This window comes from Paracidovorax wautersii (assembly GCF_031453675.1).
In the GTDB taxonomy this organism is placed as follows: Bacteria; Pseudomonadota; Gammaproteobacteria; order Burkholderiales; family Burkholderiaceae_C; genus Paracidovorax.
Map to the genome: position 1 here is coordinate 3222650 of NZ_JAVIZX010000001.1, position 16870 is coordinate 3239519.

Below are 16870 nucleotides of genomic sequence, written 5' to 3' on the forward strand. Positions count from 1 at the left end.
GGAAGCAATAGCTACAGAGCCTCTCTAGGCTCCGCACCTGCACAGCGTGGTGCGGCCGGTGAGGGCCGCGCCGGGCATGGCTGCCTTAACGGAAGGACGAACCCCAGAGGTCCTTGGGCGAGTTCACGCCGGCCTGCTGGTCCTGGCGCCACAGGGTCAGGGCGCGCAAGCTGTCGTCCAGCCCCACGACCGGAGTGGTCAGCGTCAGACCGCTGGCAGACGACAGAGAGATCAGTTGGGATGGCGTACCCCAACCCGTTCCTGCCACGAAGGGGCGGGCCCACAGCTGGTAGCTGTTGTCTGCGCCGAGTGCGGCACGGTAGGACACCATGGCGTCGCCCTTGGTGTTGCACGCCACGGACGCTTGCGGAACGATGAAGGCTTGATCGTCCGCCGGCACACGTTCCGGAGCACCCCAGCCGGTGGCCACGTTGAATCGCTGTGCAGCCACTTGCCCCAGGTCGAACGGCAGCGTCAACATGACCGCATTGCCCGCGGCGTCGCTGCACAGGTCGGCCAGATAGCCGTCGCGGCCGAGGGCCGAGGCTGTGATGATGGTGGGCGTACTCCAGCCGCTGCTGGTGAGGCGGGCTGCGTAGATATCGGTGCGCGTACCGCCGGTGGTCGATGCCTCCCACACGGCCGTGGTGTCACCGTTGGCAGCGATGGCGATGCGTGCAGGGCCGTAGCTTCGCGCCAGATCACCGTCGACCGCGTGGCCGGCGGTCCAGCCAGAGCCGTCGCGGTATTCGCTCGCCAGGATGCGGTATTTGCTGGCGTTGTTATCGTATTGCTTCCACAGCGCCGTAGCCGTTGCGCCATTGGGCGCCGCCACCAGCGCGATCTCCTTGCCCTCCGAGCTGGCACCTGCCAGGAAGCGGGTGGTGGGGGTCCACGTGCCGTTGCGGTACTGCTTGTACCAGGCGCCGTCCGGCTCATCGAAGATGGTGCGGTTGGCGATGGCGTAGAAGGAGTTGCCGGCGTCGTCGAGCGTGACAGCGTGCGAATCCATGTCCACGTCATAAGCGCGCGGGATCTCGTTCACACCCAGAATATTGGTGGGGGCCGCGTCCCAGGTGCCGGTGGTGGCGCTGTAACGAACGGATGCAATATTGAAGTCGCGCGTGATGCCCTGCGTCGCGCTAATTTGCACCCAGACCAAGATCGCGTCGCCGTTGGAGTTGATGGCGATCTGGGGCTTGCCAGCACCATTCGTTCCGGTCACGTTATAGGCAGCAACCGCGCCCCAGCCAGTGTCCGGCGAATAGGCCCGGGCATGCACGCTGTACAGCGATTGCGTGCTGGTGGAACGGTCTTCCAGCCAGGCCGACACGGCCTTGCCATTCGGCGCGACGGCGAGCTTGTGCTGGGTGACGCCAGCGGTGTCGTTCTCCACCAGTTGCGGCGCACCCCAGCTGCCCGTGGCCGGAGCGGGGGAAGGCGACGGAGAGGGCGTGGGCGCGGGGGCTGGCGAAGGCGAAGGTGCTGGGGAGGGGGACGGTGATGGAGTCGGTGCCGGCGAGGGCGACGGGGTGGGAGAGGGCGAAGGAGAAGGTGAGGGCGATGGAGAGGGCGCAGGCGCGGGCGCGGGCTGCTCATCAAAAACCTGGTCGCCCCCGCCGCAGGCAGACAAAGACATGGCTGTGACGGCGGCCAGAGCGACGTAAGCAGCAGCCCGGCGCATGGGAAGAGAAGGTTGTGACATGGTTTGGATTTCGGGAAAAATGTCCTGCAGGCGCGGCACCCCATGTGCCGGACCTTGAACAGGTGAGCACCGTATTTCCCGCGCGCCGCTTAGAAAACCCGCCTGTGGTGGGGGGGGTGTAAGCAATAGATTGCTGACGGCCCTCCGGCCGACGCACCGCTGGCCCGCTGCAGTGCCTATGGCAAACTCCCACGCTTCGTCTTTCGTACCGCGCACAGTCAGCACATGCAGCAGATCATTCGGCAGTTGGCCGCAGAAATCCGGGTCAGTGAACAACAGGTACGCGCAGCGGTGGAGCTGCTGGATGGCGGCGCCACGGTGCCCTTCATCGCGCGCTACCGCAAAGAGGTGACGGGCGGGCTGGACGACATCCAGCTGCGTGAGCTCGAAGCCCGCCTGTCCTACCTGCGCGAGCTGGAAGACCGCCGCGCGGCCGTGCTCAAGGCCATCGATGAGCAGGGCAAGCTGACGGATGCCCTGCGCGCGGCCATCGCCGCCGTTCCCACCAAGCAGGAGCTGGAAGACATCTACCTGCCTTTCAAGCAAAAGCGCCGGACCAAGGGCCAGATCGCCAAGGAGTTCGGCATCGAGCCGCTGGCCGACAAGCTGTTTGCCGACCCCACGCTGGACCCGGCTGCCGAGGCCGCGGCCTTCACCCGCCCCCCCGAGGTGCTGGACGACGGCAAGCCCGGCGCCGACTTCTCCACCACGGCGGCCGTGCTGGACGGCGTGCGCGACATCCTGTCCGAACGCTGGGCTGAGGACGCCGCGCTGGTGCAGTCGCTGCGCGAATGGCTGTGGGCCGAGGGCCTGCTGCGCAGCAAGAAAGTCGATGGGAAGAACGAGACCGACCCCGAGGTCTCCAAATTCCGCGACTATTTCGAGTACGACGAGCCCATCGGCCGCGTGCCTTCGCACCGTGCGCTGGCCGTGTTCCGTGGCCGCGCGCTCGAAATTCTGGAAGCCAAGCTGGTGCTGCCCGTGGAGCCTGAGCCCGGCAAGCCGAGCCTGGCCGAAGGCAAGATCGCGCTGCACCTGGGCTGGAGCCACGCCGGCCGCCCGGCAGACGACCTGCTGCGCAAGTGCGTGGCCTGGACCTGGCGCGTGAAGCTCAGTCTCTCCACCGAGCGCGACCTGTTCGCCCGGCTGCGCGACGAGGCCGAGAAAGTCGCCATCAAGGTGTTTGCGGACAACCTGCGCGACCTGCTGCTGGCCGCGCCCGCCGGCCCGCGCGTGGTGATGGGGCTGGACCCTGGCATCCGCACCGGCGTGAAGGTGGCCGTGGTGGACGCTACCGGCAAGCTAGTGGAGACCGCGACCGTGTTCCCGCACGAGCCACGCCGCGACTGGGACGGCTCGCTGCACACGCTGGCCAAGCTGTGCGACAAGCATGGCGTGAACCTGATCGCCATCGGCAACGGCACGGCCAGCCGCGAGACCGACAAGCTGGCCGGCGAACTGATCAAGCTGGCCGCCAAGGCCGACCGTGCCATCGAGAAGGTGGTGGTGAGCGAGGCCGGCGCATCGGTCTATTCCGCCAGCGAATACGCCTCGCAGGAAATGCCCGACGTGGACGTGAGCCTGCGCGGCGCCGCCTCCATCGCGCGCCGGCTGCAGGACCCGCTGGCCGAGCTGGTGAAGATCGACCCCAAGAGCATCGGCGTGGGCCAGTACCAGCACGACGTGAACCAGAGCGAGCTGGCGCGCACGCTGGGCACCGTGGTCGAGGACTGCGTGAACTCGGTGGGCGTGGACCTGAACACGGCCAGCGTGCCGCTGCTGTCGCGCGTGTCCGGCCTGTCGGGCAGCGTGGCCAAGGCCGTGGTGCGCTGGCGCGAAGCCAACGGCGCGTTCAAGAGCCGCAGGCAGCTGATGGAGGTGAGCGGCCTGGGCGCCAAGACCTTCGAGCAGGCGGCGGGCTTCTTGCGCATCCGCGGGGGCGACAACCCGCTGGACGTGACGGGCGTGCACCCGGAGACCTATCCCGTGGTCGAGCAGATCCTCGCCCAGACAGGCAAGCCCGTGACCGACGTGATGGGCCGCGCCGACATGCTCAAGACCCTGAAGCCCGAGGTGTTCGCCAACGAGCGCTTTGGGGTCATCACCGTGCGCGACATCCTGGCCGAGCTGGAAAAGCCCGGCCGCGACCCGCGTCCCGACTTCAAGGTCGCGCGCTTCAACGAGGGCGTGGAAGACATCCGGGACCTGAAGGAAGGCATGGTGCTGGAGGGCACGGTCAGCAATGTGGCGCAGTTCGGCGCGTTCGTCGACCTGGGCGTGCACCAGGACGGCCTGGTCCACGTGAGCCAGCTGAGCCACAAGTTCGTCAACGATGCACGCGAGGTGGTCAAGACCGGCGACATCGTCAAGGTGAAGGTCATGGAAGTGGACGTCGAGCGCAAGCGCATCGGCCTGTCGATGAAGCTGGACGCCGCGCCCGCCCGCCGTGACGGCCCGCGCGACAACCGCTTCGAAGGTGCCGGCCGCGGCTACGCCCAGCCGCAGCGCCGCAACAGCGACCCGGCGCCGCAGTCGGCCATGGCATCGGCCTTCGCCAAGCTGCAACCCAAGCGCTGAGCCCGGCTGTGCCCGGAGCGCGCCATGCACGGTGTGCCGCTGGGACGCTTCGTTCGCGCTGCGCCAGGTGTCCGCTTTGCACACCGAGGTAAACCGGAGTGGTGGGCAGGGGCTGCGCGCGTCCGGCGGCGCGTGGATAATCCGGCCCACCACGCACATGCCGGTGCCGCGGCCCGGACGACCGGCTGACGCGGCGCAGGTGGACTGCGCCCCGTGCCGTTCCCCGACCTGCCTCTTCGCCCTGCCGCGCCGCCGTAACCACCCATGGACCTGAACGCTCTGCTGGCCGCTCCTGTCACGCTGCCCAGCCTGCCCAAGGCGGTGGCGTTGCTCGCGACCGAGCTGGCATTGCCGGAGCCCTCGCTGCGGCGCATCAACCTCTTTTTCGGTATGGACCCGGCGCTGGCGGCGCGCCTGCTGCAGGAAGCCAATGGCCCGGCCTTCCAGGCACCGCGCACGGTGTCGGGCATCTCCGAGGCGCTGGCCTTGCTCAGCATGACGCAACTGCGCACCCTGGTGACCACGGCGCCGCTCGGCACCACGTCGCGCTCGGTTCCCGGGGTGAATCTGCAGCAGTTCTGGCGCTACAGCCTGCACACCGCCAAGCTGGCGCGGTCCCTGGCGGGCATCGTGCGCCAGAACCAGATTGCCGCGTACACCGCCGGCCTGCTGCACGGGCTGGGCGAACTGGTGCTGCATCTGGCGGCGCCCGAGCGCATGCAGTCCATGGACGCGCTGGTCGCCCCACTGGATGCTCGCCGCGCCAAGCTGGAGCAGCGGCTGCTGGGCTTCAGCTACGCGCAGGTGACTGCCAGCCTGGCCTACCGCTGGCAGCTGCCCGGCGAGGTGGTGGATGCGCTGCAGCACCTGACCGCACCATTCGACAACCTGGCCTATGAGCCTTTGGCCGGCGTGCTGCACCTGGCGGCCTGGCGCGCCCGCGCCCGCGAGGCCGGCCTGTCCGAGCGCGAACTGGCCGTGAGCTTTCCCGCCGAGGTGGGCCTGGCGTTGGACTTGGACATCGACATGGTGCTGGAGCAGGATCCGATCGACTGGACGGTGCGGCCCGACGCCGGCGCCTTCGTATGAGCGGGCTGAAGGCGCTGCGCATCCATGCCGGCCCGGCGGCCCGGCGCCACATCGAACAGCAGGGGCTGCAGCCGGCGGATGTGGGCGTGATTCCGGCTGCGGCAGGCGGCCCCAAGGGCCTCATCCTCGGCCCCCTCGACCGCTTTCTCTTCGGCCACTGGCTGCCCCAGTCCCACCAGCCGGTGCACCTGGTGGGCGCATCCATCGGCGCGTGGCGCATGGCCACCGCCTGTCTGCCCGACAACATTGCGGGCTGGGCCCGGCTGGAGCACGACTACATCCACCAGCACTACGACGTGCCGCCGGGCGCGCGCCGGCCTTCTGCCGCGCATGTGAGCGAGCGCTTTGGGCAGACCTTGCAGGCGTTCTACGCCGGGCAGGTGCCCGACGTGCTGGCACACCCGCGCTACCGCCTGCACATCGTCACCTCGCGCGGGCGGCAACTGCTGGCGCGGGAGCACCGCTGGGCCACGCCGCTGGGCTACCTGGGCGCTTTCGCGTCCAACGCGGTGCACCGCCGTGCACTGGGCTGGTGGCTGGAGCGGGTGGTGTTCTCGTCGCCTGGTCCGGCCGCAGCGGGCGCCACAGCCGGCGGGGCGGCGCCGCTGCCGTTCGACGCGCGCGACCTGCCCACGCGGCAGGTGGCGCTGCATGAGGACAATTTTCTGCCCGCCCTGCAGGCCAGCTGCTCCATTCCGTTCGTGCTGCAGGCGGTACACGACATTCCCGGCGCGCCGCGCGGCGCCTACTGGGACGGCGGCATCACCGATTACCACCTGCACCTGCGCTATGGTTCTCAGGATGCTATCGATAGCATAGCTGCTTGCGCAATCAGGACGGGCGCTGGCGGCCAAAATGGCCTGAACCCCTCTGCGCCGCTGGTCCTCTACCCCCACTTCCAGCACCGCGTGGTGCCCGGCTGGCTGGACAAGGGCCTGCGCTGGCGCCACGGCAGCACGCCGGCGCTGGACCGCATGGTGGTGCTGTCGCCCAGCGCCGAATGGGTCGCCACGCTGCCGCGCGCCAAGCTGCCCGATCGCGACGACTTCATGCACTACGGCGCCGACACCACCGCGCGTGCGGCCGCATGGAAGGCCGCCACCGCTGCCAGCCAGCAACTGGCTGACGAGTGGGCGCAGTGGCTGCACCGGCCGGACCCGTCGCAGGTGCAGCCGCTGTGATGCGCTGGCGAGGCTGAACCGGCGGCCAGCCAGCCAACCTGCCTGCCTGCCAATCGTCCAACCGGCTCCCCACCGCGACAGTGCAGAGCACGGAAAGGCCGAGGATGGGGCGGGCAGGGCGGTCCCCCGTTCGGGCAGGCGTCCCGCGCAAACCTCGCGCAGCGCCGATGTGCCGACAGGTCAGCCCACTCGGTTTCAGCGCCCGGGCGCCGTCAATCCCGGTACGGCAGCGGCAGCTAGGGCGACCACTTCTGCCTTTGCTGCCATTGCTTATTTCTCTCCGCTTCAGGGGCAGGGCAGGACCGCCCCGTCGTCACATCGACGCCTGCAGCATGTCCCGGTAATCCTCCACGCTGGCTTCGCGTGGGTTGGTCTTGTGGCAATGGTCGGCCATGGCGCCGCGGATCACGTCGTCGAAAAGGTCCTCCGTCACGCCCATGGCCGCCAGGCCGGTCGGCAGGCCCAGCCGGGCGCTCATGTCGCGGATGGCCTCGGGAATGTCGCCTGCACTCGCCAGGCCCATGGCGTGCGCCATGCGCTCCAGGCGGCGGTTCTGGCGCACGGTCGGGTCCTGCGCGTTGAAGCGCACGACGGCCGGCAGGAACACTGCGTTGAGCGTGCCGTGGTGCAGGCGCGGGTTGACGCCGCCCAGGCTGTGGCTGAGCGAGTGCACGCAGCCCAGCCCCTTCTGGAAGGCCATGGCACCCTGCATGCTGGCGCTCATCATGTTCAGGCGCGCGTCCTGGTCGGCGCCGTTGCGAGTGGCCGGCTCGATGTGCTTCCAGCCGCGCTCCAGCCCGTCCAGCGCGATGCCGTCGGCCGGCGGGTTGAAGGCCGACGACATGAATGTTTCCATGCAGTGCGCGATCGCGTCCATGCCCGTGGCGGCGGTGAGCATGGGCGGCAGGCCCAGCGTCAGGCCCGGGTCGCAGATCGCAGTGCGCGGCACGATGTGCCATGAGTGGAAGCCCAGTTTGCGGTGGTCGTCCACGATGATGATGGCGCCGCGCGCCACCTCGCTGCCGGTGCCGCTGGTGGTGGGCACGGCGATCAGCGGCGCCACGCGCTCGGTGATCCTGGGCGAGCCGCCTTCGATGGTCGCGTAGGTCTTGAGCGGCCCCTCGTGCGTGGCCGCTATGGCGATGCCCTTGGCGCAGTCGATGGCCGAGCCGCCGCCCACCGCGATCAACCCGTCGCAGCCCTGGGCGCGGTACACCTCCACAGCGGCCCGCACCGCGGCCTCGGTCGGGTTGGACGGTGTCTGGTCGAACACCGCCACCGGAATGCCCTCCAGTGCGTCCAGCGCCTTCTGCAACACGCCTGCAGCCTTGACCCCCTGGTCGGTTACCACCAGCGGGCGGCTGATGCCCACGCGCTGGCATTCCTGCTTCAGAAGCTGGATGGCGCCGAATTCGAACTGGATCTGGGTGACGTAATTGATGAAAGCCATGGTGCGCGACGTCCGGAGTTGTGATGAGATCGCCATCCACCCTACAACCAGGAGCGCGTGATGACCATGAAGCAAACCCTCACGGCATGGGCCCTGGCCGTCGCCGGCGTGACAGCCGCGCACGCCGAATGCCTGTCCAGCGACCAGGTGGCCGAACTGGCCCGGCACTACGCCGCCCGCACGCCGGCGCCCAACTTCGCGCCGCTGTCGGACGCCGACGGGGCCTGCACGCGTGCGCGCTTCAATCAACTCCTCGCCCAGCAGATGGGCAAGGTCGTGGGCTACAAGGCCGGCCTGACCAACCCGGCCGTGCAAAAGCGCTTCAACACGGACAAGCCGGTGTGGGGCAAGCTGTACGAGGGTATGGTGCGGCCCAGCGGCCTGGTAGTGGAGGCAGCCTTCGGCGCCCGCCCGCTGTACGAGGCCGACATGCTGGTGCGCGTGAAGAGCGCCGCCATCAACCATGCGCGCACGCCCCTGGAAGTGCTCGACGGCATCGACCAGATCATCCCTTTCATCGAACTGCCTGACCTGCTGGTGCAGGCCCCTCCGCAGCTCAATGGCCCGGGCGTGGCCGCCATCAACGTGGGTGCCCGGCTGGGCGTTGCCGGCGAGCCCATCGCCATCCCGCAGACGCGCGGCGAGCGCCACGCCTTGCTGGACGCGCTGGAGCGCATGAGCGTGCAACTCACCAACGAGAAAGGCGAACTGTTGGCCCCGGCCGGCAAGGGCAGCGACATCCTCGGCCACCCGCTGCAGGCCGTGGTCTGGCTGGCCGAGGCGCTGCAAAAGGAAGAGATCACCCTGCAGCCGGGTGACCTGGTCAGCCTGGGCTCGTTCTCCCCGCTGCTGCCACCGCGGCCGGGCCTGGCGGTGACGGCCACCTACCAGGGGCTGCCGGGGGCCAGGCCCGTGATGGTGACGTTCAAATAGCATCGAGGCTTCGTCCATCCCAATTTTTTTCAGTCATTCATGCTTCTTGATGCATCCGCACCCCCGCCGCGTCTCACCTTGCCGATGCGCAGCGTGCTGGACCGCATGGCCCGCGCCGGCCGACCACCCCTCCACACCTTGCCAGCCGCTGAGGCCCGGGCCGCCTACGAAGCGGGCGCCGGCGTGCTTGAAACTCCCAAGGCCGCTCTGCCCCGGGTGGAGAACCTGCAGATCCCTGCCCGGGACGGCACTGCGCTGGCGGCGCGGCTGTATGCGCCGTCGTCCGATGCGGGCTTGCCGCTGTTGCTGTACCTGCATGGGGGCGGGTTCACCCTCGGCAGCATCGATACGCACGATGTACTGTGCCGCGAACTGGCGCGGCTGGCCGGGTGCATGGTGGTGTCGCTGGGCTACCGGTTGGCGCCCGAGCACCGGTTTCCCACGGCGAGCGACGATGCCTGGGATGCCTTGGTCTGGCTGGCCGCGCAGGCGCGCCAGCTGGGGGCGGACCCGGCGCGGCTGGCCGTGGGCGGGGACAGTGCCGGCGGCACGCTGGCGGCGGTGAATGCCATCCTGGCGCGCGATGCGGGCCTGCCGCTGGCGCTGCAGCTGCTGATCTACCCGGGCACGACGGCGCACCAGGACACGCCGTCGCACCAGACATTCGCGCACGGCCTGGTGCTGGAGGCGCCGGCCATTGCCTGGTTCTTCGACCAGTACGTGGGGCAGGGCCCTGAGCGGGAGGACTGGCGCTTTGCGCCGCTGCTCGCCCCCGATGTGGACGGCGTGGCCCCGGCCTGGCTGGGCCTGGCCGAGTGCGATCCGCTGGTGGACGAGGGTGTGCTGTACGCCGACAAGCTGCGGGCCGCCGGCGTGCCGGTGGACCTGGAGATCTACCGCGGGGTGACGCACGAATTCATCAAGATGGGCCGCGCGATTCCTGAGGCGCGCCAGGCGCACGCCGATGCGGCGCGCGCCCTGCGCAGCGCCTTCGGCCTGGAGGACGAGGCATGACCACACCGCCAAGTATCGCGTCCGCCGCCCCGGATGCGGCCGCCCCGGCGCCACGGCGCGCCCAGTTCCGCTGCCTGCACCGGCTGCGCGTGCGCTGGGCGGAGGTGGACATGCAGAAGATCGTCTTCAATGCCCACTACCTGATGTACGCAGATACGGCCATGGGCGAGTACTGGCGCGTCCTGGCCGTGCCCTACGAGTCCGGCATGGCGGCGCTGGGCGGCGAGCTGTACGTGAAGAAGGCGACGGTGGAATACCACGCGTCGGCGCGGCTGGACGACATCGTCGATGTGGGGCTGCGCTGCGTGCGCATCGGGCGCTCGTCGCTGCTGTTCGCCTTCGGCATCTTTGGGGGCGACCGGTTGCTGGTGTCAGGCGAGCTGGTCTATGTGTTTGCTGACCCTGCCACGCAGACCTCCAGTCCGGTACCCGCCACGCTGCGCGCCATGCTGGAGCAATTCGAGGCCGGGCACGCGATGGTGGAGACGCGGGTGGGCGATTGGGCCACCCTGGGCCGCGATGCCGGTGCGCTGCGCACGGCCGTGTTCGTGCAGGAACAGGGCATCGACGCCGCCATCGAGGCCGACGACCGGGACGGCACGGCCGTGCACGCCGTCGCGTTCAACCGCTTGGGCTTGCCGGTGGCGACCGGGCGGCTGCTGCGCGGCGCGCCGGCCCAGGCGCTGATCGGGCGCATGGCAGTGGACCGGGCCGTGCGCGGCCAGCGCTGGGGCCGCGAGGTGCTGGACGCCCTGGTGGCGCACGCCGAACGCCGCGGCGACCGGCGCGTGACGCTGCACGCCCAGGCAAACGCCGAGGCTTTCTACCGGCGGGCCGGGTTCGTGGCAGTGGGCGAGCCCTATGAAGAGGCGGGCCTGCCCCATGTCACCATGGAGCGCGTTCTGCTGGATGCTATGAAAAATGGAGCCGGTGGCGCTTGATCGACAAAAAATCTGGATACAAAGGCGCCTGAATTCCTTTGTGGATGAGCGCTGACCGCTTCTGATTCCATAGCGGGTCGGCCGCGCCCCACGCTCTGCGCTACTCCTCGTCTTTTCGGCCTGTTTGGTATTCCGGGGCGTTTGCCTGTCCTCGCGGCTCCCGGCCCCCGGGCCGACGGTGGAGGGATGAGGCATCACGCCGCCGGAAACCGCACCTGCATCTGCAGCCCCCGGTCGCCCGGGCTCGCCTGCATGTGCCAGCCGTGCGCACGGGCCACCTCCTGGCAGATCGACAGGCCCAGCCCGGCGCCTTCGTCGCGCCGGGCGGCGCCGCGCCAGAAGCGGTCGAACAGCCGGGGCAGGTCGGCTGGCGCCACGCCCGGGCCTTCGTCGGCCACGCTGAAGCCCTCGGCATCGATGGTCACGGTCACCACGCCTCCCTGCGGGCTGTGCTGGATGGCGTTTTCAAGCAGGTTCTTGAACAGGGTGAACAGGGCGCCCCGGTCCGCCTGCCAGCCGGCAGCCGCCGCCGCGGCGGCGTCCACGCGCTGCACGATGCGCACGCCGTTCTGGCGCGCCACGCGGTCCATGTAGTCGCAGACCTCGGCTACGGCGGCCTGCGGGTCCACGGCGGCCAGCTGGTAGTTGCGCGCCTCGCTGGCTTCGGCCAGGTGCAGCAGCTGTTGCACCTGGCGCGCCATGCGGTCCACGTCCTGCAGCAGGAAGGGGGTGCGCTGGTCGTTCGGCTCCAGCTCGATCTGCGCGCGGATCAGGGCCAGCGGCGTCTTCAGCTCATGGGCGGCGTTGGCCAGAAATTCCTGCTGCGTCCGAAAGCCGGTCTGCAGCCGGTCCAGCGCCTGGTTGAAAGCCTCGACCAGCGGTGACAGTTCCTTGGGCAGGCCTCCGGTGCGCAGCCGCGCGTCCAGCGTCTGCGGCGTGATGCGCAGGGCTTCCTGCGAGGCCGTGCGCAGCGGCTTGAGCATGCGCTGCAGCGTGATGTGCGTGGCGAGCAGGAACACCGCCAGAAAGGTGACGCCGATCACCAGCATGCCCTGGTGCAGCGCCGGAATGCCGAACGAGTCGCGCATCTGCAGCACCAGGCGGTCGCTGGCGGCGAACTGCACGTACCATGGCCGGCCCTGGTGCGCCACCTCGGCGGTGGCGGCGTGCATGGCCACGCCCTTGCGGGTGAGGGCGAAGGCCTGCGTCCGGGGCTCGAAGGGGCGGCCTTCGGGCGTCAGCGGAGTGAAGTCGCCAGCGGGCGCGAAGACGACGCGGCCCTGCGCATCGGCGATGCGCACGATCACCTCGTCGCCGAAGCCGGTGAGCACCCAGCGTTCGATCTTGGTCTCGTCGAATCCTGTGGGCGTGCCGTCGGCCGCGAAGACGGCGCGGCGGGCCAGCGCCTCGGCGAACTCGGTGGAGCCGCACTCCAGCATGTAGCGGTTGAACGGTGCGGCCAGCAGCATGACGGTGGTGCCCACGAGCAGTGCGCTGAACGTCATGCCCAGCGCATACACCACCAGCAGCCGGGAGCGCAGGCTACGCGGCCAGTGCAGCTTCTTGCAGCGCATAGCCGTGGCCTCGCAGGTTCGCGATCTGGTAGTGCGAGCCGGCAGCGGCCAGCTTGCGCCGCAGCCGGTGCAGGGCCACGTCGAGCGCATTGGGCGTGACCGTCTCCGACAGGCCCCAGGCGGCGGCCTCCAGCGCGGAGCGGCGCACGGTCTGCCCGGCCTTGCGGGCCAGGCACAGCATGATCTGCAGCTCGGCCGCGGACAGCGGCACGGTGGTGCCGGCGCAGGCCAGGGTGCTGTGCTCGGCGCTCACGGAGAGGTCGCCATAGCTCGGGTCGAGCGCCCGCACCGCGGCGGGGCGCCGCAGCAGGGCCCGCACGCGGGCGATGAGCTCTTCCATGGGAAAGGGTTTGGTCAGGTAGTCGTCCGCGCCGCTGTCCAGGCCTTCGAGCCGGTCGTGCAGGGCGTCGCGTGCGGTCAGCATCAGGCAGGGCGTGGCGCGCCCGGCCGCGCGCAGGCGCCGCACGAGCTGCAGGCCGTCGCCGTCGGGCAGGCCCCGGTCCACCACCAGCACGCCGTAGTCCATGGTCTCCAGCGCCAGCGAGGCGGAATGCAGGTCATGGAACACGTCGGTTTCGATGCCCGCCTGCGAAAGGGCCTGGCGCACCAGCGCGGCCAGGCGGCCGTGGTCTTCGATGAGGGCGATGCGGTTCATGCAGCGGTGGGGGCGGCGGTCAGTGGGGGGCCTGGGGAATGGGCGACGAAGCGTTGCGCGCGGGCACTGGCGGCAGAGGAGCGTCTGCGCAGGCATCGCACAGGGACAGCAGGTAGTCTCGCACCGAAACCACCGGCAGGGCGGGCGGGCTGCCCGGCGCCGGGCGGGGAGCGCCGGCGTCCACGCTGACTGAGGCACCGCCAGGTGCCTTGCGCGGCCCATCGCCCGGGTCGCGACCCGCCAGGCTGTCTGCGGTACGCCGCAGCCACAGGGCCTCTGCTGCGGCGCGGCACTGCTGGGCCAGATCGCCATCCACGGTATCGCTGGCGAAGGCCTCGGCCACGAAATCGCGCCAGATGGTTTCGTAGGGCGGCTGCATCAGCAGTTGCAGCGCCCGTGCCTGCCGCCGGTCGGGCCGCAGGGCGTGGTCGCACACGCTGCGCAGGTAGGCGCGCAGGCACCGGGCCGGCCCTGCCGGCTCGCCTTGCAGGGCGCGCAGCAGGTCGGCACGGAAAGCGCGGACCAGGCTTTCGAACAGCAGATCGAGCCGGGCCTCGCTCAGGGCCGAGCGCGGCGCCAGCCGGTGGGCGAGGGCGGGGCGCCGCAGCGGCGCGGGTGCCGGCGCAGCCGGCCAGGGCCGCTGCAGCGCCGTCGCTCGGGTGGGGGCGGTGCGTCCCATCGGCATCAGAAGCGGTAGAGGTAGCCGATGCTGGCGCGCGACACGCTGGAGCGGCCGACGATGGGGCTGTTCTTGATCCCGTCCGGCAGGCGGGTGGCGGACACGTCGAGGAAGATCGTCTGCCGGGGCTGGAGCTGGTAGTCGGCCCGCAGGCCGATGCTGAACGTGGTGGCGGCCTTGCCGGCGTAGGCCTCGCGGCCGGGCAGGGCTTCGCTGGACTTCACGCCGTAGTAATAGTCCACGTACTTCTTGTCCAGCCACTGCGCTTGCACGCGCGGCGTGAGCGCCATGCGGCCGAAGCCGAAGCGGCGGTCCGCCTGCAGCTGCAATTGCTGCCCCTTGCTGTGGCTGGAGACGTCGCCCGTCCATTCGGCGGAGAGCCGGGCAATGGAGGTGCTCCAGGTCACGGCACCGCCGGCCCAGAAACTCTCCTTGCGCTCGTCCATGCCCCGCAGGGCGGGCGAGTCGCTGGCCTCGTAGCCCAGGCCCTCGTACTTGAGGCGCGCCGCCAGCTCGACGGAGCCATAGCCGCTGTGCCAGTGGCCCAGCTTCAGGTCGGCGCTGGGGCCGACGATGCGCAGCCAGCGGTTTTCAACATAGAGCAACGGCAGGGCGCGCTTCTTGTTGTCGACCCCTTCGTAGGGCTGCTGGAAGACGCCGGCGGCCAGGCCCAGGCCCCACTGCGTGCCCTGGGCCGACTCGGCGGAAGACTCTGGGGCGGGTGCGTCTGTACGGGACTGGGCGGCGGCGGGTCCCATGAGCCCGGCAGTGCCGAGGGCGGTGAAGGCGGCGAAGGTGGCGAAGGTGGCGAGGCGCTGCAGGGCCGGCGTGGCGCGGGCAGGGCGGGAGGGGCTTTGTTGCATGGGAAGGGCGGTGGTGTGGAGACCCGCCGATGCTCCGGCAGGCCGCCTTACTGGCGACTTACCACGCGGACCGGAATGCCGATACCGCCCAGAGCACGTGGCCCGGACACGGGTGGGCCGGTCGCCGCCCTGATCAGGCGCCGCCGGCGGGCGCCACCACCGCGCCCTGGATGCCGTGCCGCTGCAGGGCCTGCGCGACAAAGCCCGATGCCTTGGCCTCTTCGACGAAATCCGCCAGCAGGCGCTGAGCGGCTTGGCTCCGCGGCCGGGGCAGGCCCATGGCCTGCTCGATGACCATGAAGCGGCCAGGCAGCAGACGCAAATCGGCCCGCTGGGCGGCATCGGCCTCCAGCTGCTGGCGCACGCCGGCCGCCACATCGGAGCCGGTGGCCAGGAAGGTTTCCACCACCGCCGGCGAGGAGGGCGCCCGGACGATCTGCGCATGCGCCAGCGTGCGGCTGAGGAAGAGGTCGTACGCGCTGCCCTGGCCCACCACGACGGTGCAGCCCGGCTGGTCCACCTGGGCGTTGTCGGTCAGCGGAGAGCCGGCCGCCACCAGGTAGCTGCCTTCGATGAGCACATAGGGCGCAGAGAAGGCAATGCCCGCGCCGCGCACCGGGTCGATGGCGAAGAAGCCGAAGTCGGCCTCTTCGCGCGTGACAGCCTCCACCGACTGGGCTGCGGTGTCGAACACCGCCAGCTCCAGGGGCAAACCCAGCCGCTCGGCGAAGCGGTGGGCCAGATCGACCGAGACCCCGGCGGGGCGGCCGTCGGCCTCGCGCCGCGCCAGGATGGGGTTGCCGGTGTTGATGGCGGCGCGGATGCGCCCCGTGGGCGCCAGGGTGGTCAGCAGGTCGGGCGTGACAGGCATGGCAAGGTGTCTCTAAGAAGGGTGGTGGGCGAAGGCGTTGAGGGCCAAGCGTGCCGGCTTTCGCATCCGCTGTAAACAGCACCGCTCAGGCGAGCGGGGCCCGCGGCGATGCAGCGCCCGGCCCATCGGATCCCTCGGTGCCAGGCACGATGCCCACGTAGCGGCCCCGTGGGCGGATCACCTGCGCCACCCCGAGTTGTTCCAGCCCGTGGGCCAGCAGGCCCACGCTGCGCGCGGTGGCGAACAGGGCGAAGGCGGCGTCCGTTGGCAGGCGGTAGTGCGCCACTAGCGCGGCCAGGGCGACGTCGATGTTGGGCTGCAGACCGGTGAGCGCGGTCACCTTTTCGATGAACCGGGCGATGAATTCCGGCGGCTCGAAGCGGGCCAGCAGGGCGGCAGCGCGGGGGTCGCCGTCCGGATAGATGTGGTGGCCGAAGCCCGCGAACGGCAGCCCTGCGGACAGGTAATGGCCCACCACCTGGTCCTCGCCCAGCCGCTCCACGTCGGCGAACAGGTTCTGCACCCGGCCCGAGGCGTCCCCGTGCAGCGGGCCCGAAAGGGTCGTCAGCCCGGCCAGCAGGCAGGCGGGCAGCGAGGCGTTGGTGGACGCGGCGATGCGCGTGGCGAAGGCGGAGCTGGTCAGCTCATGGTCCACCAGCAGCACGAGTGCGGTCCGCAGCAGCTCGGCCACCGGGGCCTTCTGCTTCCAGCCGTTGGCAAAGCGCTGGTGCAGCGGTCCGTCGCCGGGCTGCGCGCCAAAGGCCGTGGCGAGGCGGCCGACCAGGCCCTGCGCCTCGGCGTGCAGCACATGCACCATGCGCCCGCGCGTCGAATGCCCCGTGGCCGCCAGCTGCGCCAGGGCGGTGAAGGCCGCGGTGCGCCCGGCCGGGCCGTCGGCGACGGGCACGGGGCAGGCGAAGTCCACCGGCCGGTCAGCGGCCCAGAGCAGCCGGGCGGCCTCTTCCAGGGTGGACGTGGCGGCCAGCGCCACCGCATCCTGGCCACGGTAGTACAGGTGCCCCCGCGCGAAGGTCGAGAGGGCGGTGGGAATGCTGGGCTCCGCGCCGAACAGGGTGTTGTTGGCCAGGGTTTCGTGCTTGCGGCCGGCCTGCTTGCGCCGCGCCAGCACGGCTACGTCGTCGGCGCGGTAGAGGCTGCGGCGGCTGTCGGCCGGGTCGGCTGCCACCTCGATCTTCTTGCGGCTGACGTATGCGTACACGGTCTGGGGCTGCACCCCGAGCTGGGTGCAGACCTCTTCCATCGTGATCCAGGAGGCCATGGTCCGGAGGCTTTCACAAATATATATGTTGATTTTATAGATCAATATTGCTTGATTGG

Annotated in this window: 14 protein-coding genes; 6 read left to right on the forward strand and 8 right to left on the reverse strand. The window is 70.1% G+C overall.

Annotation, left to right across the window (positions count from 1 at the left end):
• Positions 1-85: 85 nt before the first annotated feature.
• Positions 86-1396 carry a hypothetical protein gene (locus tag QE399_RS14575; RefSeq protein ID WP_309829654.1) on the reverse strand — a complete coding sequence of 437 codons (1311 nt, stop codon included), beginning with the start codon at positions 1394-1396 and terminating at the stop codon, positions 86-88.
• Positions 1397-1930: 534 nt separating this feature from the next.
• Here QE399_RS14575 and QE399_RS14580 point away from each other — a divergent pair.
• The 3 genes from QE399_RS14580 (at position 1931) to QE399_RS14590 (ending at position 6552) form a co-directional block, all read left to right on the forward strand.
• Complete coding sequence (locus tag QE399_RS14580) at positions 1931-4282, forward strand: Tex family protein (RefSeq protein WP_309829656.1); 2352 nt, start codon at positions 1931-1933, stop codon at positions 4280-4282.
• 264 nt (positions 4283-4546) lie between these two features.
• Positions 4547-5371, forward strand: coding sequence for an HDOD domain-containing protein (locus tag QE399_RS14585; RefSeq protein ID WP_309829658.1), 825 nt, complete (start codon positions 4547-4549; stop codon positions 5369-5371).
• A 5-nt stretch (positions 5372-5376) separates the two neighbouring features.
• The gene (locus tag QE399_RS14590; protein WP_309832121.1) at positions 5377-6552 is read left to right on the forward strand and encodes a phospholipase; all 1176 of its coding nucleotides are present in this window, start codon (positions 5377-5379) and stop codon (positions 6550-6552) included.
• 313 nt (positions 6553-6865) lie between these two features.
• On the opposite strand, the gene QE399_RS14595 is transcribed toward QE399_RS14590, so the two are convergent.
• Entirely contained in the window at positions 6866-8002 is a 1137-nt protein-coding gene (locus QE399_RS14595; RefSeq protein WP_309829661.1) for an iron-containing alcohol dehydrogenase, read from the reverse strand.
• 60 nt (positions 8003-8062) lie between these two features.
• Here QE399_RS14595 and QE399_RS14600 point away from each other — a divergent pair, with 60 nt between their 5' ends.
• The 3 genes from QE399_RS14600 to QE399_RS14610 all read left to right on the forward strand — a co-directional run bounded on the left by QE399_RS14600 (position 8063) and on the right by QE399_RS14610 (position 10890).
• The gene (locus QE399_RS14600) at positions 8063-8935 is read left to right on the forward strand and encodes a 2-keto-4-pentenoate hydratase (RefSeq protein ID WP_309829663.1); all 873 of its coding nucleotides are present in this window, start codon (positions 8063-8065) and stop codon (positions 8933-8935) included.
• An 84-nt stretch (positions 8936-9019) separates the two neighbouring features.
• Positions 9020-9949, forward strand: a complete 930-nt coding sequence (locus QE399_RS14605; RefSeq protein ID WP_309832123.1) for an alpha/beta hydrolase — start codon at positions 9020-9022, stop codon at positions 9947-9949.
• A complete protein-coding gene (locus QE399_RS14610) occupies positions 9946-10890 on the forward strand; it encodes a YbgC/FadM family acyl-CoA thioesterase (protein WP_309829665.1) in 945 nt (314 codons plus the stop codon). Before QE399_RS14605 ends, QE399_RS14610 begins: the two co-directional genes overlap by 4 nt.
• 194 nt (positions 10891-11084) lie before the next feature.
• Here QE399_RS14610 and QE399_RS14615 read toward each other — a convergent pair whose 3' ends face one another.
• The 6 genes from QE399_RS14615 to QE399_RS14640 all read right to left on the reverse strand — a co-directional run bounded on the left by QE399_RS14615 (position 11085) and on the right by QE399_RS14640 (position 16811).
• Positions 11085-12464 carry an ATP-binding protein gene (locus QE399_RS14615; protein WP_309829667.1) on the reverse strand — a complete coding sequence of 460 codons (1380 nt, stop codon included), beginning with the start codon at positions 12462-12464 and terminating at the stop codon, positions 11085-11087.
• On the reverse strand, positions 12433-13119 hold the full coding sequence (locus tag QE399_RS14620; RefSeq protein ID WP_309829670.1) for a response regulator transcription factor: 687 nt from the start codon (positions 13117-13119) through the stop codon (positions 12433-12435). The genes QE399_RS14615 and QE399_RS14620 overlap by 32 nt, the downstream gene beginning before the upstream one ends.
• A gap of 19 nt (positions 13120-13138) precedes the next feature.
• Positions 13139-13798 (reverse strand): hypothetical protein, encoded by a 660-nt coding sequence (locus QE399_RS14625; protein WP_309829672.1) that lies wholly within the window; start codon positions 13796-13798, stop codon positions 13139-13141.
• Positions 13799-13803: 5 nt separating this feature from the next.
• Positions 13804-14661 (reverse strand): MipA/OmpV family protein, encoded by an 858-nt coding sequence (locus tag QE399_RS14630; protein WP_309829673.1) that lies wholly within the window; start codon positions 14659-14661, stop codon positions 13804-13806.
• Between the two features lie 133 nt (positions 14662-14794).
• Positions 14795-15532, reverse strand: coding sequence for an ABC transporter substrate-binding protein (locus QE399_RS14635; RefSeq protein WP_309829675.1), 738 nt, complete (start codon positions 15530-15532; stop codon positions 14795-14797).
• Positions 15533-15617: 85 nt separating this feature from the next.
• Positions 15618-16811 (reverse strand): citrate/2-methylcitrate synthase, encoded by a 1194-nt coding sequence (locus QE399_RS14640; protein ID WP_309829677.1) that lies wholly within the window; start codon positions 16809-16811, stop codon positions 15618-15620.
• Between the last annotated feature and the right edge of the window lie 59 nt (positions 16812-16870).